This is a genomic window from Bacteroidota bacterium (assembly GCA_018692315.1).
Classification (GTDB): domain Bacteria; phylum Bacteroidota; class Bacteroidia; order Bacteroidales; family JABHKC01; genus JABHKC01.
Genome location: JABHKC010000069.1, coordinates 1 through 16,920, shown reverse-complemented (window position 1 = coordinate 16,920; position 16,920 = coordinate 1). Strand labels below are relative to the sequence as shown.

The following is a 16,920-nucleotide window of genomic DNA, read 5'->3' as shown; positions in this document are numbered from 1 at the left end:
CTATAATAGAGTGTTTTGAAAAATTTGAGTGACAACGAAATTTGAAGACATCAGATTAAACAAAGATTAGCTAATTTATAAAAGTCAAAGAGTTTTAAATTTGGAGTATTTCCATGTAGGTTTTTTTCTACTCTTTTTCTGAAGACTAAATACAAAACTTTGATCATAAATTTTGCTCTTGTTTTTTCTAAAAAATTGTAGTACTTCAAAATTTTTACACTGTCAATCAGGTCGCTTCTTTGAGGATAGTTTTCGAGGATTTTCTTCAAATTGGAAATTCCTTGTTGAGTTTTCGATAGAAACTCCTCTGCAGATTCAAGCCCAACATGAATTAAAGGATTGTCTATATGCTTGATTGCTATGCCTTTTTGCTTCAATTCAATCCCAAAAAGAGTATCTTCATGGCCATATCCCGAAATATTTTCATCGAATTTTAATTCTGAAAATATTTTTTTTGAAATCAAGAAATTATTAGTCATAAATGATTTATTTGGATATTGATTGCGAATTTCTGCATTAGAGCATTCACGTTTCACGCCATACAACCATCGCAGATAAAGGCTCTTTTCTACAGGTGGATTTTCTGTATATGTTCGACCTCCACAAACCAAATTTTCCTTGTTGCAGTATGGCAAATAATTGCTAATATATTTATTATCTACTACTTGCGAGTCGCAATCCATAAATAGCAGATTTTGGTAATTTGCCATTTCAGCAAGTTTGTTTCGAATTTTCGATCTGCCAATATTTTCACTTAATTCAAAATATTTCACAGAATCGTGTTTTCTGATATTTGAATTTTTACTTCGAAAGTATGAATTTGATGCATCATCAATTACTACAATTTCAAATTTGATTTGAAGCTCAGTAGCTTGTTTGTTCAAATCGGCAATCAGTTTGCTTATTTCGAAATTATATGAAGGAATAAGAATAGAAAGCATAGCGAACAATATTTCGTAAATACAACAAAAACAGACTTTTACAATTTCGATTTATTAAACAATCACATATTCTCTTAACTTTTTTTAACAGAATATATTCTCACAATTTATACTTTTGTAGCTTTTACAAAGGTAATATATATTGAAAAATTGATTTATAAATTGAAAAATAAAATTTTGTATGATGAAAAAAATTCTCTTTTCAATAACAGTAATTGTTTTAATGTGCTTTTTAGGTTTCAATACCTTTTCGCAAGGCTACAAAATTAGTGTCAAAATTAATGGAATAAAAGATACTACACTTTTGCTTGGTCATCATTTTGCCGACAAAAAGTTTGTGAAAGATACTATTAGGGTAGATGAAAACGGTTTTGGAATTTTTGAAGGTAAAGAAAAATTAGATGGAGGAATTTATTTAATAATCTTACCATGGATGACATATTTTGAGATATTAATGCCTGAAGACCAAGTTTTCTATATTGAAACCGATACTGCTGATTATGTTAAGAATATGAAAATTACAGGCTCTGTTCAAAATCAAAAATTTAATGATTATCAGGCTTTTATGGGAAAAAAGCAAACTCAAATGAGCGAGCTAAATAAAAAACTGGAAGCCTCGAAAGAAAATGAAGCAGAAGTAAAAAGACTTCGTGAGGAAATGAAAAAAATGGACAAAGAGGTTAAAGATAATTGGAAAAGAATTTCCGCAGAAAATAAAGGAACTCTTTTTGGAAATGTAATTAATGCAATGCGTTCGCCAGAAATTCCCGAATTTGAAATCCCCGAATTCTACGAAAACAAAGATTCAGTAAAACAAATGTGGCAATATTTATACAATAAAAATCATTATTTCGATCACATAGATTTTAGCGACGACAGGCTTCTTAGAACTCCATTGTTCGAATCGAAAATGGGACATTTCTTCAAAAAAATTATTATTCAAGCACCCGATACACTTATTAGAGAAACCAAAGAGTTCATAGATAAAACAAGAGTAAACGATGAGATGTTTAAGTATGCTGTAAACTATTTGTTAGTTCACTACAGCTCCTCGAAAATTATGGGAATGGACGAAGTTCTTGTGTTTGTTGGAGAATCATACTATTTGTCTGGCGAGGCTTTTTGGGCGGACTCAACGCATCTTGCAAAAATTCGAGAACGAGTTGAGAAGATTTCTCCAAACATAATTGGAAAAATTGCTTCAGATATGAAACTTATTACATACGATAATAAAGTAGTTACACTTCACGGAATTGATACTAAATATACAATTATTGCATTTTGGGAACCGGGCTGCGGTCATTGCAAGAAACTCATTCCTAAACTTCACGAAGTATATTCGCGACTTTTTGATGCAAATAAAAGTGTAGAAGTGATTGCAATTTTTACTCAAGTAAAAGAAAAAGATGAATGGGTAGAATTTATTGAAAAAAATGCAATAACTGATTGGATAAATGCTTATGATCCATATGGTTGGTCTAATTTCAGAAATAATTATGATATTTATAGTACACCAGTAATCTATTTGCTCGACAAGAGTAAAAAAATTATTGCAAAAAGAATTGATGTAGAAAAAATCGAAGAGTTCATTGAAAATTACGAAAAGTATAATAAATAGATATTGATAATTTATTTTATAAGTTATTGAAATTCTGAAAATTGATACCTTAAGACATTATGAAAAAATATTCATTTACTGAAAAAAAATCGACACGAGACGGATTTGGCGAAGCTTTGCACGAACTCGGAAAATCTAATAAAAATATTGTTGCTCTTTGTGCCGACTTGACCGGCTCTTTAAAGATGAATAAATTTGCAGAAAGTTTTCCCGATAGATTTTTCCAAATTGGAATAGCCGAAGCAAACATGATGGGTATTGCTGCCGGAATGACTATTGGAGGGAAAATTCCTTTTACAGGGACTTTTGCAAATTTCTCTACCGGCAGAGTTTACGATCAAATTCGACAGTCGATAGCATATTCGAACAAGAATGTGAAAATTTGTGCCTCTCATGCCGGGCTTACACTTGGCGAAGATGGAGCTACTCATCAAACTCTTGAAGATATTGGCTTGATGAAAATGTTGCCAAATATGACAGTGATAAATCCTGCCGATTTTAATCAAACAAAAGCTGCAACTATTGCAATTGCAGATCTCGAAGGTCCGGTATATCTTCGATTTGGAAGACCAGGTGTCCCGAATTTTACCGATGAAAATCAAAAATTTGAAATTGGAAAAGCAGTAAAAATGTTGGAGGGTTCAGATGTTAGCATTTTTGCCACAGGACATCTTTTATGGAAAGCTATCGAAGCATACGAAGAATTAAACAAAAAAGGAATATCTGCCGAAATAATAAATATTCATACCATAAAACCTTTAGACACACATGCGATTTTAGAATCTGTTAAAAAAACCAAAGCAGTTGTAGTTGCCGAAGAGCATTTGATGAATGGCGGACTTGGCGATAGTATCGCACAATTTCTTTGCGGAAATTGTCCACTTCCTGTAGAGTTTGTGGCTGTGGACGACAAATTCGGTGAAAGTGGAACACCAAACGATTTGCTCAAGAAATATGGTTTAGAAGCTCAAAATATTGTTGAAGCTGCCGAAAAAGTACTTTCCAGAAAATAGATTGCTTGAAAGTTGAAGGAAATAAAGTTTATTTTCAATTAAACCTTTTTTCATAATTTATTTCTAATATCAAATAATTTAGATTAATAATTCATAACTCAATTTGTGTCTTCTCGAACCGAATACAGCGATAGTGAGCTTTTAAAACTTTTCAGAAATGAAGATTCAAAAAGTTTTGCTTTCAATTTGATTGTTCGGCAATATCAGGAGCGACTTTATTGGCATATTAGAAAAATACTTGTCAGCCACGAAGATACAAATGACACTCTTCAAGAAACCTTTATGAAAATATGGGTTGGACTTGAAAAATTTCGAGCAGATTCGAAATTATATACCTGGATGTACAGAATAGCAACCAATGAAGCATTGTCGTTGATAAAACAAAAAAGAAGAAAATTCCTGCTCCCAATTGTAGATGTAGAAAAAGGAATGCAAAACTTGCTTGAAAGCGACTCGTATTTTGATGGAAATGAAGCTCAAAAAAAGTTGCAAAAAGCCATTCTCCGGCTTCCGCAAAAACAAAGAATAGTATTTAATATGAAATATTTTGATGAAATGAAATACAATGATATGTCAGAAATTTTAGATACTACAGTTGGAGCTCTAAAAGCATCTTATCATCATGCAGTAAAAAAAATAGAAAAATTTTTGGAAACAGATTAAACCAAAATTTCGTTATCATGTCTTAATATCAAGTATAGAAATAATGGAAAAAACATCAGACATAAAAGATAAATTTGAAAATAAAGGAAATATTTCTTTCAAAGTACCATCAAATTATTTTGATGAATTTCCTATGAAAATTCAATTAAGAATCTCAGAGGACAAAAAATTACCTCTTTTCAATAGATTATTTTCTGAATTTAAACCTCAGATTTCCTTGGCATTTGCTTCAATATTTATAATTGTATTTTCATTCGTAGGCTATAATATTTTCTTTGAAAATAATAGCGATATGCAATTAATTTCTGAAGATATAACAGAAATTATCGAACTTCAAACAAATGATATTGATGAAGATTTAATGTTGTATGCTCTATATGAAGATGCTGAAAATGAAGAATTTGACAATGCCGATTTAATAAACTATCTAATTGAAAATGGGATTGACTATGATATTTTATACAACGAATTATAATTTTGAAAACCAAAATAGTATTAAAAAATAAAATCTAAATATTAGCAATATGAAAATCAAAAGCACCTTTTTAATAATAATATTTGCATTTATTGCTTTCGCTCAAATATCGAATGCACAATATGAAAAGCCCTTGTCGCCTGAAAAAATGGAGAAAATGAGAGCACAAAGAATTGCATTTCTAACCGATTTTTTAGATTTGTCGATTGATGAGGCTCAGAAATTTTGGCCAATTTACAATCAACAACAAAAAGCTACAGAATTGTTACGCAAGAAAAAAGTTGAGTTACATATGAAACTCCATGAAAAAAGTGGAGATATGAGCGATCAAGAATTAGAAACTATTTCTGACCAAATGATAACTTTCGAAAAAGAATTTATTGACATAAAACTTGAATTTCATGAAAAATATAAACAAACATTACCAATTAAAAAGCTAATTAAATTTTATCAGGCAGAAGATAAGTTTAAATTGGAGCTTTTGAAACAAATTCGCGACAAAAAAACCAGGCAGCGTAGAGGATAATATTTTTAATTATGGAAATAATACCAAAAATAGATTGTTCTATTTTTTTGTATTTATGCCACAAAAAAAACCTGTAAGATTTTTTCTTACAGGTTTTTTTAATGCCATCAAATAGCCCCTATTTTCCAGGACACTGTTTAATAATATTTTTATCAATATTTTTATCTCCATAATTTTTATCGAAAGCAGCAGCAAATTTTTGGGCAAGTTTTTCGGAAACTTTACCGTAAGCGGCTTTATCTTCCCAGGTATTTTTAGCAGTTAGAATTTCTGACGGAACACCAGGGCAGGTTTTGGGTACATTAACATGGAATAAATCGTCAATTTCATACTCAACGTTTTCTAAATCGCCGGATAATGCAGCATTCACCATTTTTCTTGTAAGTTTAATATCCATTCTTTTGCCAACTCCGTAGGCACCGCCGCTCCATCCGGTGTTAATCAGATAAACATTTGTTTTGTGTTCTTCCATTTTTTCTCCTAACATTTTTGCATAAACATCAGGGTTTAGTGGCATAAATGGTTGTCCGAAAAATCGCGAGAAAGTAGCTTGAGGTTCAGTTACTCCGGTTTCGGTACCGGCAAGTTTACTTGTATATCCCATCAAAAACCATAGCATAGCTTGGTCGGCATTTAGTTTAGATACTGGAGGTAAAACTCCGTAAGCATCAGCAGTAAGAAATAAAATTGTTTTTGGATGTCCTGCTGTTGAAGATTCTTTAATATTTTTTAAGTATGAAAGAAGATATGAAGCTCTTGAATTTGGAGTATATCTATCGTCGAAATAATCGAATTCACCGTCTGGATACATCATTGCATTTTCTACAATTGCTCCGTGTTTCAAGAAATCATCTTTGTGCATTACTGCATCGTAAATGTCTGGTTCTTTTTCGGGGTCAATGTCAATCATTTTTGCATAACAACCGTTTTCAAAATTAGCAATACCATTATTATTCCAGCCATGCTCATCGTCGCCCAATAAAGCTCTGCTTGCATCTGCCGATAAAGTTGTTTTCCCTGTTCCCGATAGTCCGAGCAATAAAGCAGAATCTCCATTTTCGCCCTCATTTGCCGAGCAATGCAAAGGCAAAATGCCGTTCAACGGAAGAAGATAGTTCATTACGGTAAAAAGCATTTTTTTGCAGCTTCCCATGTAAGCCGATCCTACAACTAATCCTATTTTTCTATCCATATCAACTGCAACAATCATATTGCTAGTACTTCCATTTGGCATTTCTCTTAGTCTGCCAACATATTTCGACGAATCAAGTTTTGAATATGGCAATGCAAGAAGCGTGAATCCATCTTCGTGAAAGATACTCTTAGAAATATCTTCAGGAACAGGTCTGAACATATTATCTGAAAAAAGTGCTGTAAGAGCAAAATCTGTAACTACTTTTACAGGCAAAGCATATGATGAATCTGCACCAATTACTCTATCTGTGGTATAAATCTTCTCTTTTTCTTTAAGATATTCCAAGGCTTCATTAAAAGCTAAATCAAAGGTTTCTTCAGAAATAGCTATGTTGTTAGGAGAATTCCAATCAACATTTTTTTCGCTCGAAATACGTTTTACTAAAACCGTATCCTTTGGGCTTCTTCCAGTCGATTCTTTAGGTGTCCATGTTGCTAAAACACCCGATTCCGAAACAATCGCTTCTCTATTATCAACTACTGCTTGAATTATTTCTTCTCTCGGAATATTTGAAAACACATTACTGTGAGCATCAACTACTTTCTTTAAGTTTGCTTGAATATTCATCTTGTCAATATTTAATTTTTAGATTACTAATTTTACTAATTGCAAAAGTATCAATTAATCAATAAATAGATTATGATTTATTCACATATAAAATATTTTTTTTGGTTTTTTTGATAAAACCGCTCATTCACTAAAATAGAGCTCAATAATAATTGCAGAATGTGATATTTTGCTATTCAATACCGATAAAAAGAATTTGGTATCTTTGCACAAAAAAATATATTAAAACAATAAATATAATGGATTCGATTCGACAGAATAAAATAGCAAGGCTCCTGCAAAAAGAAATTGGCGAAATCTTTTTGAAAGAAGGCAAATCGTTTACATCCGGAGGCATGATTACTGTAACAATAATTCGCATAAGTCCTGACTTTTCGTACGCAAAAGTATATGTAAGCATTTTTCCATCTTCAAAAAGCGAAGAATTGCTGCCCTATCTCAATGAAAATTCTCGTTCAATTCGTCACTTTCTTGCACAGCGAATTCGTTTTCAATTGAGAAAAGTTCCGGAAATTGCATTTTTTCACGATGATAGTCAGGATTATGCTCAGAGAATTGAGGATTTATTAGATTAGAATTATTTGTTTCAGTTTGTAAGTAGCAAGTTTCGGCTTATGGTAGCCACTTTTCAAAACCAATAACATATATAATTTCATAATTATTAAATGTATTTCCCTTTATATATTGCAAAACGATATTTAATTTCCAAGAAATCAACTAATATTATCAATATTATTTCTGCAGTTTCTGTTGCTGGAATAAGCATTACCACTATTTCCTTGATTGTAATACTTTCGGTTTTTAATGGCTTAGAAGACCTCATTAAGTCAATGTTTTCTGCTTTCGATCCAGATTTAAAAATAACAATTGCCGAAGGAAAAACCTTCGATAGCGAGAATGCAGTTTTTGAAAAGATAAAAAAAATGGAGGGTATTGTCCATTTTTCAGAAATTATTGAAGGAAATGCACTTTTGAAATATGGCGACAAGGAAGAATTTGCAAGCATAAAAGGAGTAGGAAATCAGTTTTCTGAAATGACCGGGATAGATAGTATGATGATTGACGGAAAATTTCTGCTTAAACATGGAGAAAACAGTCTTGCGGTAGTTGGATACGGAATTGCTCGAAAACTTTCATTAGGTCTTAGTTTTACAAATCCAATAGTTGTTTATGTGCCAAAAAGGTCTAAAACTCCTCGATTGAATTTGAACGATGCCACAAAAAAATCATATATTTTTCCGTCAGGAATATTTTCTATTCAGCAAGAAATAGATTCAAAATATATTGTTGTACCAATCGAATTTGCCGAAAATTTATACGATTACAAAAATGAAATTACCGGAATTGAATTGAAAATTGAATCTGGAATTGATAAAGATTTGTTACAAAAAAGAATTGAAGAAATTCTTGGTGATAAATTTGTCGTAAAAAACAGATACCAACAGCAAGAACTAATCTATAAAACCATAAAATCGGAAAAATTGATGGCATTTGTCATTCTTACATTTATTCTACTCATAGCTTCCTTTAATGTTGTTGGTTCGCTCACAATGTTGGTGATTGACAAAAAGCACGACATCGCAACCTTGCGAAATCTGGGTGCAAACCTTAAAACCATAAAGAGGATTTTTCTATTGGAAGGTTGGTTAATTTCAATTCTGGGTGCAATTTTTGGACTATTTCTTGGCGGAGTAATTTGTTATATTCAAATAAAATTTGGGCTGATAGAACTCTACAGCGGAGAATCGATGATAACTCATGCTTATCCGGTAAAGATAATTTTTCAGGATTTTACATATACTTTCATTACCGTAGTTGCGATTGGTTTTATGGCAGCCTGGTATCCGGTTCGATACATTACCCGAAGATATTTGTTTGAAAAACTTTAGTTTTTATACAGCATTTTTATTGAATCAAAGCATGAATTTGAAAAAATGTAAATTAAAAATTATAGTTCTGTAACTTTTATATACAGCCATCGTCTCCCTTTTGAAATGTCGAAAGAAAAGTTTGAAAAATATATAATGCCTGTTTCTGAAAAGATGTATAGATACGCTTTTTCGATACTAAAAGACAGTGAAACGGCAGCCGATGTTGTACAAGATTGTTTATTGAAGATTTGGAACAATCGGAAAAAGTTGGCTGAAATTCATAGTCCTGAATCGTGGGCAATGCGAATTGCACGAAATCAGTGCTACGATTGGGTGAAAATGAATAGATTTTCTTTGGTTGGCGAAAAAGAATTGTCGAAGACAGACTCAAGAAGTGCCGACTCTGAATTGCTGGAAAATGACTATAAACACTGGCTGAATAAAATAATTAAATCGCTTTCGGAAAAACAACAAGAAATTTTTCACTTGCGTGAAGTCGAGGAAATGGCATATCAGGATATTGCCGAAATTTTAGGTCTTAGTTTGAGTGAAGTGAAAGTTTCTTTGCACCGAACAAGAGCAAAAATTAGATTAGAAATGCAAAAAATTGAACAATATGGAATCGCAAATTAATGAATTGAAAGAAAAATATTGGGCTGGCTTAAGTTCTGTAGCCGAAGAAAAAATCCTGAAAGATTACTTTTCAAAAGAAAAATCGCAAGCTAATGAGGCAATGTATTTTGAATATTTGCAACAAAAAGCAACGCAAAAATCGCCTTATGTTTTTAAACAGCCCGGCAAGAGAGTATCTTTCCCTAAATGGCTTATGGCTGCGGCTATTTCTATTGGGATAATTAGTGGAGTATTTTTATTGCAAATATCGAAAACACAGGACAAATTTGCAATTGAAGACCCTCAGCAAGCCTACAAAATAACACGTCAGGCACTTCTCACAATTTCAACAAAAATGAATAAAGCTGAGGTTATTGCAGATAATTTGGAAAAATTCAGCGAAGCTCAAAAATTAATATCAGAGAAAAATTAACAATTAACAATTAACAATTAACAATTAACAATTAACAATTAACAATTAAAAAATCATTATTATGAAAACTAAATTATTGATTATTGGATTAGTGCTATTTTCAATGGCAGGAATGACACAAAGTAGCCTTATTGCTAAGTATTTTAGCGAATATGCCGAAAACGAAAATTTTACAAAAGTTTCAGTAAATAGCAAAATGTTCTCTTTATTTACAGAACTTGAGTCAGACGGTGAAGCCGAAAAAGATTTTTTAGAGGCAATAAGTAAAATCAAAGGTTTGAAAATAATTGCTTCGGATAGCGTTGGTGATGCCGAAAAACTTTATAAGCAAGCTTGCACAGATATCGACAAAAATGGCTACGAAGAATTAATGACAGTTGAAGATGCCAAAGAGAATATGAAATTTTCTATAAAAGAGGAAAATGGAATAATTGAGGAATTAATTATGGTAGTCGGCGGAAAAAAGAATTTCGTGCTATTGAGTTTATTTGGCGAAATTGATTTGAAAAATATTTCTAAAATTGCCAGAACTATGAAAATTCATGGTTTGGAAAATTTAACGAAAATTGACAGCGTTGAAAAAAAGTAAATTATTGATATTTATCCTTTTAACAGGATTATTCCAGCCTCTGTTTGCTCAGGAAGACATAATAAAATCTTATGCCGATTCGAGCAGCAGAAAGGATTATTGCTTTTATCCAAGCACTTTGCGAATGCTCAATTTGGCAAAAAACAAGGACTACTACGATATGGTTGAGAATATCAAAAAAATCTTAATATACACTCTCGATTCTGCTTCTATAGCTGAAAAATCATATCTGCAAATGATTGCAAAGTACCAAAAAAATGCTTTTGAGGAATATGCAATTATGCAAGGCGGCGACACCAATTTTTATATCTACGGAAAAGAAGACCAGCAGAGCGAATTTGTTGGTGTTTTTAGGAATAAGGAAGAAATATTTGCTTTTTACATAATTGGCAAAATTGGCTTTCAAAAAATTCCAACACTTGTGCAAAGTATCAGTCAGGGAGAAATGTTTAATGTTTACTCAATAATTTCGCCCTATGCCAAATAAAATTCTTGAAACACATCAACTTTCAAAGAAGTACGGAAAAATTCAAGCACTTAACAAGCTCGACCTTACAGTTTTGCAAGGCCAGGTTTATGGAATTTTAGGCCCAAACGGAAGTGGCAAAACCACAACCCTTGGAATGATACTTGACGTGATTGCACCGAGCGAAGGAAGTTTTAAATGGTTTTCTGATGTGCCAAATGTTGAAGCTCGGAAAAAAATTGGTGCAATTCTTGAAACTCCAAGTTTTTATCCATACCTAACGGCTGTTCAAAATCTGAAAATTGTTGCACATATAAAACAGTGTAGCAAGGCCGGAATTGATTCAGTTCTAAAGACAGTTGGTTTGCACGAACGCCAACACGATAAATATAAAACATACAGCCTTGGAATGAAACAAAGACTGTCAATCGGAGCTGCATTATTATCAAACCCGCCTGTACTAATTCTCGACGAACCTACAAATGGCCTCGATCCTGAAGGAATTGCCGAAGTTCGTAGCCTGATTAAAGAAATTGCAACACAGGGGAAAACTATAATTATGGCAAGCCATTTATTAGATGAGGTACAAAAAGTCTGTACACATTTCTGTGTGTTACGTAAAGGTATGAAGCTACATGAAGGAAAAGTTGAAGACACTTTGAACGAAATTAATAGAATAGAAGTGAGTAGCGAAAATCTTCAAGAATTGTCAGAAATTCTGAATTCCTTCGAAGGTATGGAAGATATTCAAAAAAATACAAATAGTCTTTTTTGCAGCCTAAAGGAAAATTTTAAGGTTGCAGATGTAAATTCTTTCTGCTTTAAAAATGGTGTAGTTCTGCAAAAATTGGTTACACATACAAATTCGCTCGAACAAGAATTTCTTAAAATCTTAAAAGAGAATGATTAGAACACTAAAATTAGAATGGCTGAAGTTACGAAACTATAAGGTTTTTTGGATTTTATTGGGCATGTACCTTTTGGCTTTGGTAGTGATTGCAGCAGGAGGAGGCTTTTTCTTAGAATGGCTAAAAAAAGAGGGAGTAGATTTTAAAGGAATAGATCCTACGATATTGCCTATTTACGATTTCCCGGATATATGGCAAAATATTACTTACCTTGCTTCATTCGGAATAATATTATTGGTATTTATCGTGATAATTTCAATAAATAATGATATTACTTACAACACCTTACGCCAAAACATAATTGATGGAATTAGTAAATATGAGTATATCGCAAGCAAAATGATGCTTATTGTTTGTCTTGCACTATTAAGTACTGCATTTTTGTTTTTACTTGGAATTATTGATGGAGCAATTTATTCGCATGTTTGGGGAATAAAATTTGTCTTCGACGAACTTGAATTTATTGCAGTGTATTTTTATCAAATAATTTTGTTTTGCACCATGGCATTTTTATTATCATTAATCATAAAAAAGTCTGGATTTGTGATAGTTGCTCTTTTTCTCTACAGCTTAATGTTTGAGCCGATAGTAGTTGCAATTTTCGAAAATGCACCATATTTTCGCAATGGTATAATGCCCACAATAGTTCAATATTTCCCCATAAAATCGATGAACAATCTGATAGATATCCCATTCGGACGCTATATTTTTAGCGAAATTAATGATAATGTTTCGATAAAAGCATTGATTATAAGTTTTGGCTGGTTTGCAGTTTATTTGTTTGGTATAGTTTTTATATTGAAAAAGAGAGATTTGAAGGCTTAATTATTAAACTGAATAATTCATGAATATCTAAAACTTCATAAATGTGTGATAATGTTTGAAAGATAAAAGAGAATATGATTAAAAAAAACTCAGTATTTATTGCAAAAAGTTTAGATGGCTATATTTCTGACAAAAATGGCGGATTAGATTGGTTAAATTCTATCTCAAATCCTGATGAAATTGATATGGGATACGAACTATTTATGAAAGGTATCGATGCCATTGTTATGGGACGCAAAACATTTGAAGCAGTTTGTAATTTTGATATTGACTGGCCATATAGCAAGCCTGTTTTTGTGTTGAGCAGAAGTTTGGAAATAATTCCTGCAAACTACGAAAATGAAGTAGGATTAGTAAAAGGTTCTATAATCAATGTCGTAAAAAAATTAAATCAAAGAGGATACGATAGACTTTATATTGACGGAGGTAGCACAATTCAGAGTTTTCTGAAAGAAGACCATATTGATGAACTTATTATTACTACTATCCCAATTTTGTTAGGTGGAGGAGCTACACTTTTTTCCGAATTGCCTGATAAATTAGAATTCAAACATGTTGAATCTAAGGTATTTTTGGGTGATATTGTTCAGAATCATTATAAAAGAAAAAGATAGTTTGACAGAAAGTATAATAACTATTAATTTCTGTATGGCATATGATGTAACAAAGAAACGAACACTCCAAATTTTTTAAACAACTTTTTTTCTCATATTTGTTATTATTAAGTTTACTAATTTTTAAAAAAATAAATTATGGTATCAAAAATTTGTGAAAGTTGCGGAATGCCAATGAAGAGCATTGAAGATTTTGGATGTGAAAAGCCAGAAAACAAATATTGTAAACATTGCACGGATAATCATGGAAATCTAAAATCATACCTTGAAAAAGTGACTGATTTCAAAAGCTTAATCATTAAAACCAATGATTTTGGAGAAGAGCAAGCCGAGAAAATGGCAAAAGAAAGTTTGAAAAAATTCCCTGCTTGGAAAAATATTGAAATTTAAAACCTCATAAAAAGAAATTATAATGATACGATTTTCAATAATATTCTTGATTTTATTAGTAACAGCAAGTTGCAATAATTCATCTTCACAAGAAATGGATGACAAATTTTCGGAATGGGCCTTAAAAAACTCACAGAAAATAGAGACATTAGAACTAACGCAAAAGCAAGACGATTTGCATATATTAAACCAAATTGTTGGAAATGCAGAAGTTGTTTGCCTTGGAGAAAGTCGCCACGATATACATGAGCAATTTCAATTGAAACATCGTTTTATAAAGTATCTCGTCGAGGAAATGAATTTTACAAGCTTTGTATTAGAGGCAAGTTTACCTTACTCAAATAAAATTAACGACTATATTCTAAATGGAAATGGGAATATTGATGAATTAATGTCGAATATGCCAGGCTGGTTTTTGTGGGATACACAGGAAATGAAAAATATATTGATTTGGTTATATGAACATAACAAAGGTCAGGAAATTGGCAATAAAGTGAATTTCTACGGAATTGATATTGTTGCACCAAACAATGGTCTTGAACAAATATTTGAATACATTAAGAAAATAGATGAGCCATATTTCGAACAAATTAAAAACAAAAATTTTGGTCGTAGAATAATTGAAGACAATCAATGGCAAACAACACAGCAACGCTTTTCAGAATTGCCTGAAGATGAAAAACAAATTCTTGGAAAAAATTACAATGGGTTATTTAAGCATATAAAGCAAGACAAAGAAAATTATATTGCTAAGTCATCAGAAAACGAATATGAATGGATTTTAAAACTTTCATATTCAGCCAACGAAGCAAATAAGATGTTTTCAGAGACTGATAGATTAAAAATGGGTTTAATTCGAGAGAATGCAATGGCTAATATTACTTTCTGGATAAAAGAGAGAAATAAAAAAATTATCCTTTGGGCTCATAATGTTCATATTGGCAAATCAGAGTTTACTATGTCTGTGATGCCTGAAAATGAAATAAAAGGAATGGGAGATATCTTAAATCAAAAATTTGGTGATAATATGGTTTCTATTGGTGCTTCATTTAATCAAGGTGAGTTTCAAGAACAAAACTTAACTTTTGAGCCTGCAGAACCATATACTATAGACGGAACATTAGCAAAATTAAAAACGGACTACTTCATACTCAATTTAAAAGGAAATTCAGAAAATAAGATTGTTGAAAAATGGCTAAATACAGACAAAGTAATTCGTGCTCAAGGTTTTGAAATGACTTGTATTCCAAAGAAATCATTTGATGCTATATTTTTTACAAATACTATTTCAAAAGTTAATTACAATCCAACAACTCTTGAAAAATTAAGAAATTAAATAAAAGTTAAGAAGATTAATAATAATCTATTACAAAAATTTGTTGATGAAGCCCCTGATATTCAAAAAGCTTATGCTGGCTTTATTCAATCATTGATTGCAGACGAAGGTTTAGACAATAAAACTTAGCAATTGATTTATATAGGAATGAAAGCTGCATTAAAATATTTGCTTTTGGTTCTGGAAAGTTTTGATGAAAATTAATTTAATATGAGTGAATTTTGGGAAGAAATATTTAAGAGTGAAAAAATGATATGGGGGCAAGAGCCTGCTAATTCAGCTATTCTTATTAAAGATTTCTTTCTTGAACACAATGTTTCTGACATTTTAATACCGGGTTTTGGCTATGGAAGAAATGCAAAAGTGTTCTGCGATAATGGTATCAATGTAACTGGCATAGAAATTTCAAAATCAGCTATAGAATTAGCTCAAAAATATGTTTCAAAGGACATTCAAATATATTGTGGTTCTGTTACTGAAATGCCATTTGATAAAAAGAAATATGAAGGCATCTTCTGCTATTCATTAATCCATTTGCTAAATAAATATGAAAGAAAAATTTTTATACTGAATTGCTATAACCAGTTATCGCCTGACGGTTATATGTTTTTTGTTGTAGTTTCAAAAAAATCAAATCTGTTTGGTGAAGGGGAAAAACTAAGCAAAGACAGGTTTAAAATTCAGAATGGGTTAAAAGTATTCTTTTACGATGAAAAATCAATAAAACAGGAGTTCTTTGATTTTGGTTTAATATCATTTGAAGAAATTGATGAACCAATTAAACATATTGAAAATGAGCCACCGTTAGAATGTTTTTTAATTAAATGCCAGCGAAAAAAATAGTAATGGAAAATCTGACTAATTTACCCAATATTGGAAAAACTCTTGCAGACAAATTGAGTTTGATAGGGGTAGAAAATGAGCAAGACTTAAAACAATTAGGAAGTGAGAATGCAATAATCAAAATTGCAAGCATTGAAAATAGTGGTGCTTGTTTAAATAGTGCCTCTAAGAAAACTATCAATTTTTGAGTGGTTATTAAGAAAGCGTCAAAGACAAGGCTTTTGAAGCTTTTGAAAATAAGGAGTTTACTTTTGTAAATGACTGATTCAAAAGCAAGAGTAACGCAGTATTTGACGTTTTCTTAAAACCACTAAATATGCTTTATGCACTTGAAGGAGCAATACAAGGAATTAGATGGCATGGACTTGACAAAAACAGAAAAGAAGAATTGAAAGAGATTTATAGAATGATGAACAGGAAAAAAATGCCTTACAGCACCTAAGAATATAAAAACTGCGAGAAACTGCTGAGCCTGATTCAGTCCCAATGAAAAATCGCGATTGAACTAAACCCAAGCCAACCTGCTTACTGACTATGTCTTTCCCTATATGTAATTTTATTAATTTGGGGATTTTGTAGAAAGGTGGAATTCCCGATTTGCTTTCCAATAAAATGAATTTCTTAATTAATAGCAATTAAAAGTTCTTTTTTTTGTCTAAAATTTATTACAATGCTTTTGCTGTAAGTTCATTTTTTTCTATCTTTACATTTTAAGAAATTAATAAAGATGATTTTATGGAATTTTTACCGAATTAGCTGGTCTGGGTTTTGTTTAACATCATAGGATTTAAGGCTCAGTTGAGCCAAAAAAAAATGCGAAAAAGTTGATATTTTTTTCGCATTTTTTTTGAAGCTATAATGTATGGATACTTCCGCTCAATTGAGTTTTAAATTATGTGTGTGCCCAGCATAAGCGTATGCGGACACCCACCTTGATGTTCAAGAAAAATTTGAAAAATACAAATTATTTTTTGAAAATAAAAATTGATATTCAATTTGGGTAGGCATTAAATATTTCCAGAGAGTGAAAGTCTC

General features: G+C 31.5%; 21 protein-coding genes. 19 read left to right on the top strand and 2 right to left on the bottom strand.

Features of this window, described 5'->3' with window-relative positions; genetic code table 11:
* Positions 1-50: 50 nt before the first annotated feature.
* The gene (locus tag HN894_05785) at positions 51-941 is read right to left on the bottom strand and encodes a glycosyltransferase (GenBank protein MBT7142830.1); all 891 of its coding nucleotides are present in this window, start codon (positions 939-941) and stop codon (positions 51-53) included.
* A 181-nt stretch (positions 942-1,122) separates the two neighbouring features.
* Between HN894_05785 and HN894_05780 the strand changes: the two genes are divergently transcribed.
* The 5 genes from HN894_05780 to HN894_05760 all read left to right on the top strand — a co-directional run bounded on the left by HN894_05780 (position 1,123) and on the right by HN894_05760 (position 5,236).
* A complete protein-coding gene (locus HN894_05780; protein ID MBT7142829.1) occupies positions 1,123-2,559 on the top strand; it encodes a DUF5106 domain-containing protein in 1,437 nt (478 codons plus the stop codon).
* Positions 2,560-2,618: 59 nt separating this feature from the next.
* The gene (locus HN894_05775) at positions 2,619-3,572 is read left to right on the top strand and encodes a transketolase family protein (protein ID MBT7142828.1); all 954 of its coding nucleotides are present in this window, start codon (positions 2,619-2,621) and stop codon (positions 3,570-3,572) included.
* A 105-nt stretch (positions 3,573-3,677) separates the two neighbouring features.
* On the top strand, positions 3,678-4,235 hold the full coding sequence (locus tag HN894_05770) for a sigma-70 family RNA polymerase sigma factor (protein ID MBT7142827.1): 558 nt from the start codon (positions 3,678-3,680) through the stop codon (positions 4,233-4,235).
* A gap of 43 nt (positions 4,236-4,278) precedes the next feature.
* Complete coding sequence (locus HN894_05765; protein MBT7142826.1) at positions 4,279-4,710, top strand: hypothetical protein; 432 nt, start codon at positions 4,279-4,281, stop codon at positions 4,708-4,710.
* A 49-nt stretch (positions 4,711-4,759) separates the two neighbouring features.
* Entirely contained in the window at positions 4,760-5,236 is a 477-nt protein-coding gene (locus tag HN894_05760; protein ID MBT7142825.1) for a hypothetical protein, read from the top strand.
* Between the two features lie 118 nt (positions 5,237-5,354).
* On the opposite strand, the gene HN894_05755 is transcribed toward HN894_05760, so the two are convergent.
* On the bottom strand, positions 5,355-6,998 hold the full coding sequence (locus tag HN894_05755) for a phosphoenolpyruvate carboxykinase (ATP) (GenBank protein MBT7142824.1): 1,644 nt from the start codon (positions 6,996-6,998) through the stop codon (positions 5,355-5,357).
* Positions 6,999-7,237: 239 nt separating this feature from the next.
* Here HN894_05755 and rbfA point away from each other — a divergent pair, with 239 nt between their 5' ends.
* From rbfA to HN894_05685, 14 genes are all read left to right on the top strand, one after another.
* Positions 7,238-7,573 carry a 30S ribosome-binding factor RbfA gene (gene rbfA / locus HN894_05750; GenBank protein ID MBT7142823.1) on the top strand — a complete coding sequence of 112 codons (336 nt, stop codon included), beginning with the start codon at positions 7,238-7,240 and terminating at the stop codon, positions 7,571-7,573.
* A 90-nt stretch (positions 7,574-7,663) separates the two neighbouring features.
* Complete coding sequence (locus HN894_05745) at positions 7,664-8,887, top strand: FtsX-like permease family protein (GenBank protein MBT7142822.1); 1,224 nt, start codon at positions 7,664-7,666, stop codon at positions 8,885-8,887.
* Between the two features lie 153 nt (positions 8,888-9,040).
* A complete protein-coding gene (locus HN894_05740) occupies positions 9,041-9,502 on the top strand; it encodes an RNA polymerase sigma factor (protein MBT7142821.1) in 462 nt (153 codons plus the stop codon).
* Positions 9,486-9,914, top strand: a complete 429-nt coding sequence (locus HN894_05735; protein MBT7142820.1) for a hypothetical protein — start codon at positions 9,486-9,488, stop codon at positions 9,912-9,914. The genes HN894_05740 and HN894_05735 overlap by 17 nt, the downstream gene beginning before the upstream one ends.
* A 61-nt stretch (positions 9,915-9,975) precedes the next feature.
* Complete coding sequence (locus HN894_05730) at positions 9,976-10,503, top strand: DUF4252 domain-containing protein (protein ID MBT7142819.1); 528 nt, start codon at positions 9,976-9,978, stop codon at positions 10,501-10,503.
* Positions 10,490-10,990 carry a DUF4252 domain-containing protein gene (locus tag HN894_05725; GenBank protein ID MBT7142818.1) on the top strand — a complete coding sequence of 167 codons (501 nt, stop codon included), beginning with the start codon at positions 10,490-10,492 and terminating at the stop codon, positions 10,988-10,990. The genes HN894_05730 and HN894_05725 overlap by 14 nt, the downstream gene beginning before the upstream one ends.
* Positions 10,980-11,879: an ATP-binding cassette domain-containing protein gene (locus tag HN894_05720; protein ID MBT7142817.1), complete on the top strand. Its 900-nt coding sequence runs from the start codon at positions 10,980-10,982 to the stop codon at positions 11,877-11,879. Before HN894_05725 ends, HN894_05720 begins: the two co-directional genes overlap by 11 nt.
* Entirely contained in the window at positions 11,872-12,702 is an 831-nt protein-coding gene (locus tag HN894_05715) for a hypothetical protein (protein MBT7142816.1), read from the top strand. The genes HN894_05720 and HN894_05715 overlap by 8 nt, the downstream gene beginning before the upstream one ends.
* A 74-nt stretch (positions 12,703-12,776) precedes the next feature.
* A complete protein-coding gene (locus HN894_05710; GenBank protein MBT7142815.1) occupies positions 12,777-13,316 on the top strand; it encodes a dihydrofolate reductase in 540 nt (179 codons plus the stop codon).
* 138 nt (positions 13,317-13,454) lie between these two features.
* Positions 13,455-13,706: an AraC family transcriptional regulator gene (locus tag HN894_05705; GenBank protein ID MBT7142814.1), complete on the top strand. Its 252-nt coding sequence runs from the start codon at positions 13,455-13,457 to the stop codon at positions 13,704-13,706.
* A gap of 22 nt (positions 13,707-13,728) precedes the next feature.
* Entirely contained in the window at positions 13,729-15,042 is a 1,314-nt protein-coding gene (locus HN894_05700; protein MBT7142813.1) for an erythromycin esterase family protein, read from the top strand.
* Between the two features lie 210 nt (positions 15,043-15,252).
* Positions 15,253-15,885, top strand: a complete 633-nt coding sequence (locus tag HN894_05695) for a class I SAM-dependent methyltransferase (protein ID MBT7142812.1) — start codon at positions 15,253-15,255, stop codon at positions 15,883-15,885.
* 2 nt (positions 15,886-15,887) lie between these two features.
* Positions 15,888-16,073 (top strand): hypothetical protein, encoded by a 186-nt coding sequence (locus HN894_05690; protein ID MBT7142811.1) that lies wholly within the window; start codon positions 15,888-15,890, stop codon positions 16,071-16,073.
* A 128-nt stretch (positions 16,074-16,201) separates the two neighbouring features.
* Positions 16,202-16,327 (top strand): hypothetical protein, encoded by a 126-nt coding sequence (locus HN894_05685; GenBank protein MBT7142810.1) that lies wholly within the window; start codon positions 16,202-16,204, stop codon positions 16,325-16,327.
* Positions 16,328-16,920 lie beyond the last annotated feature (593 nt).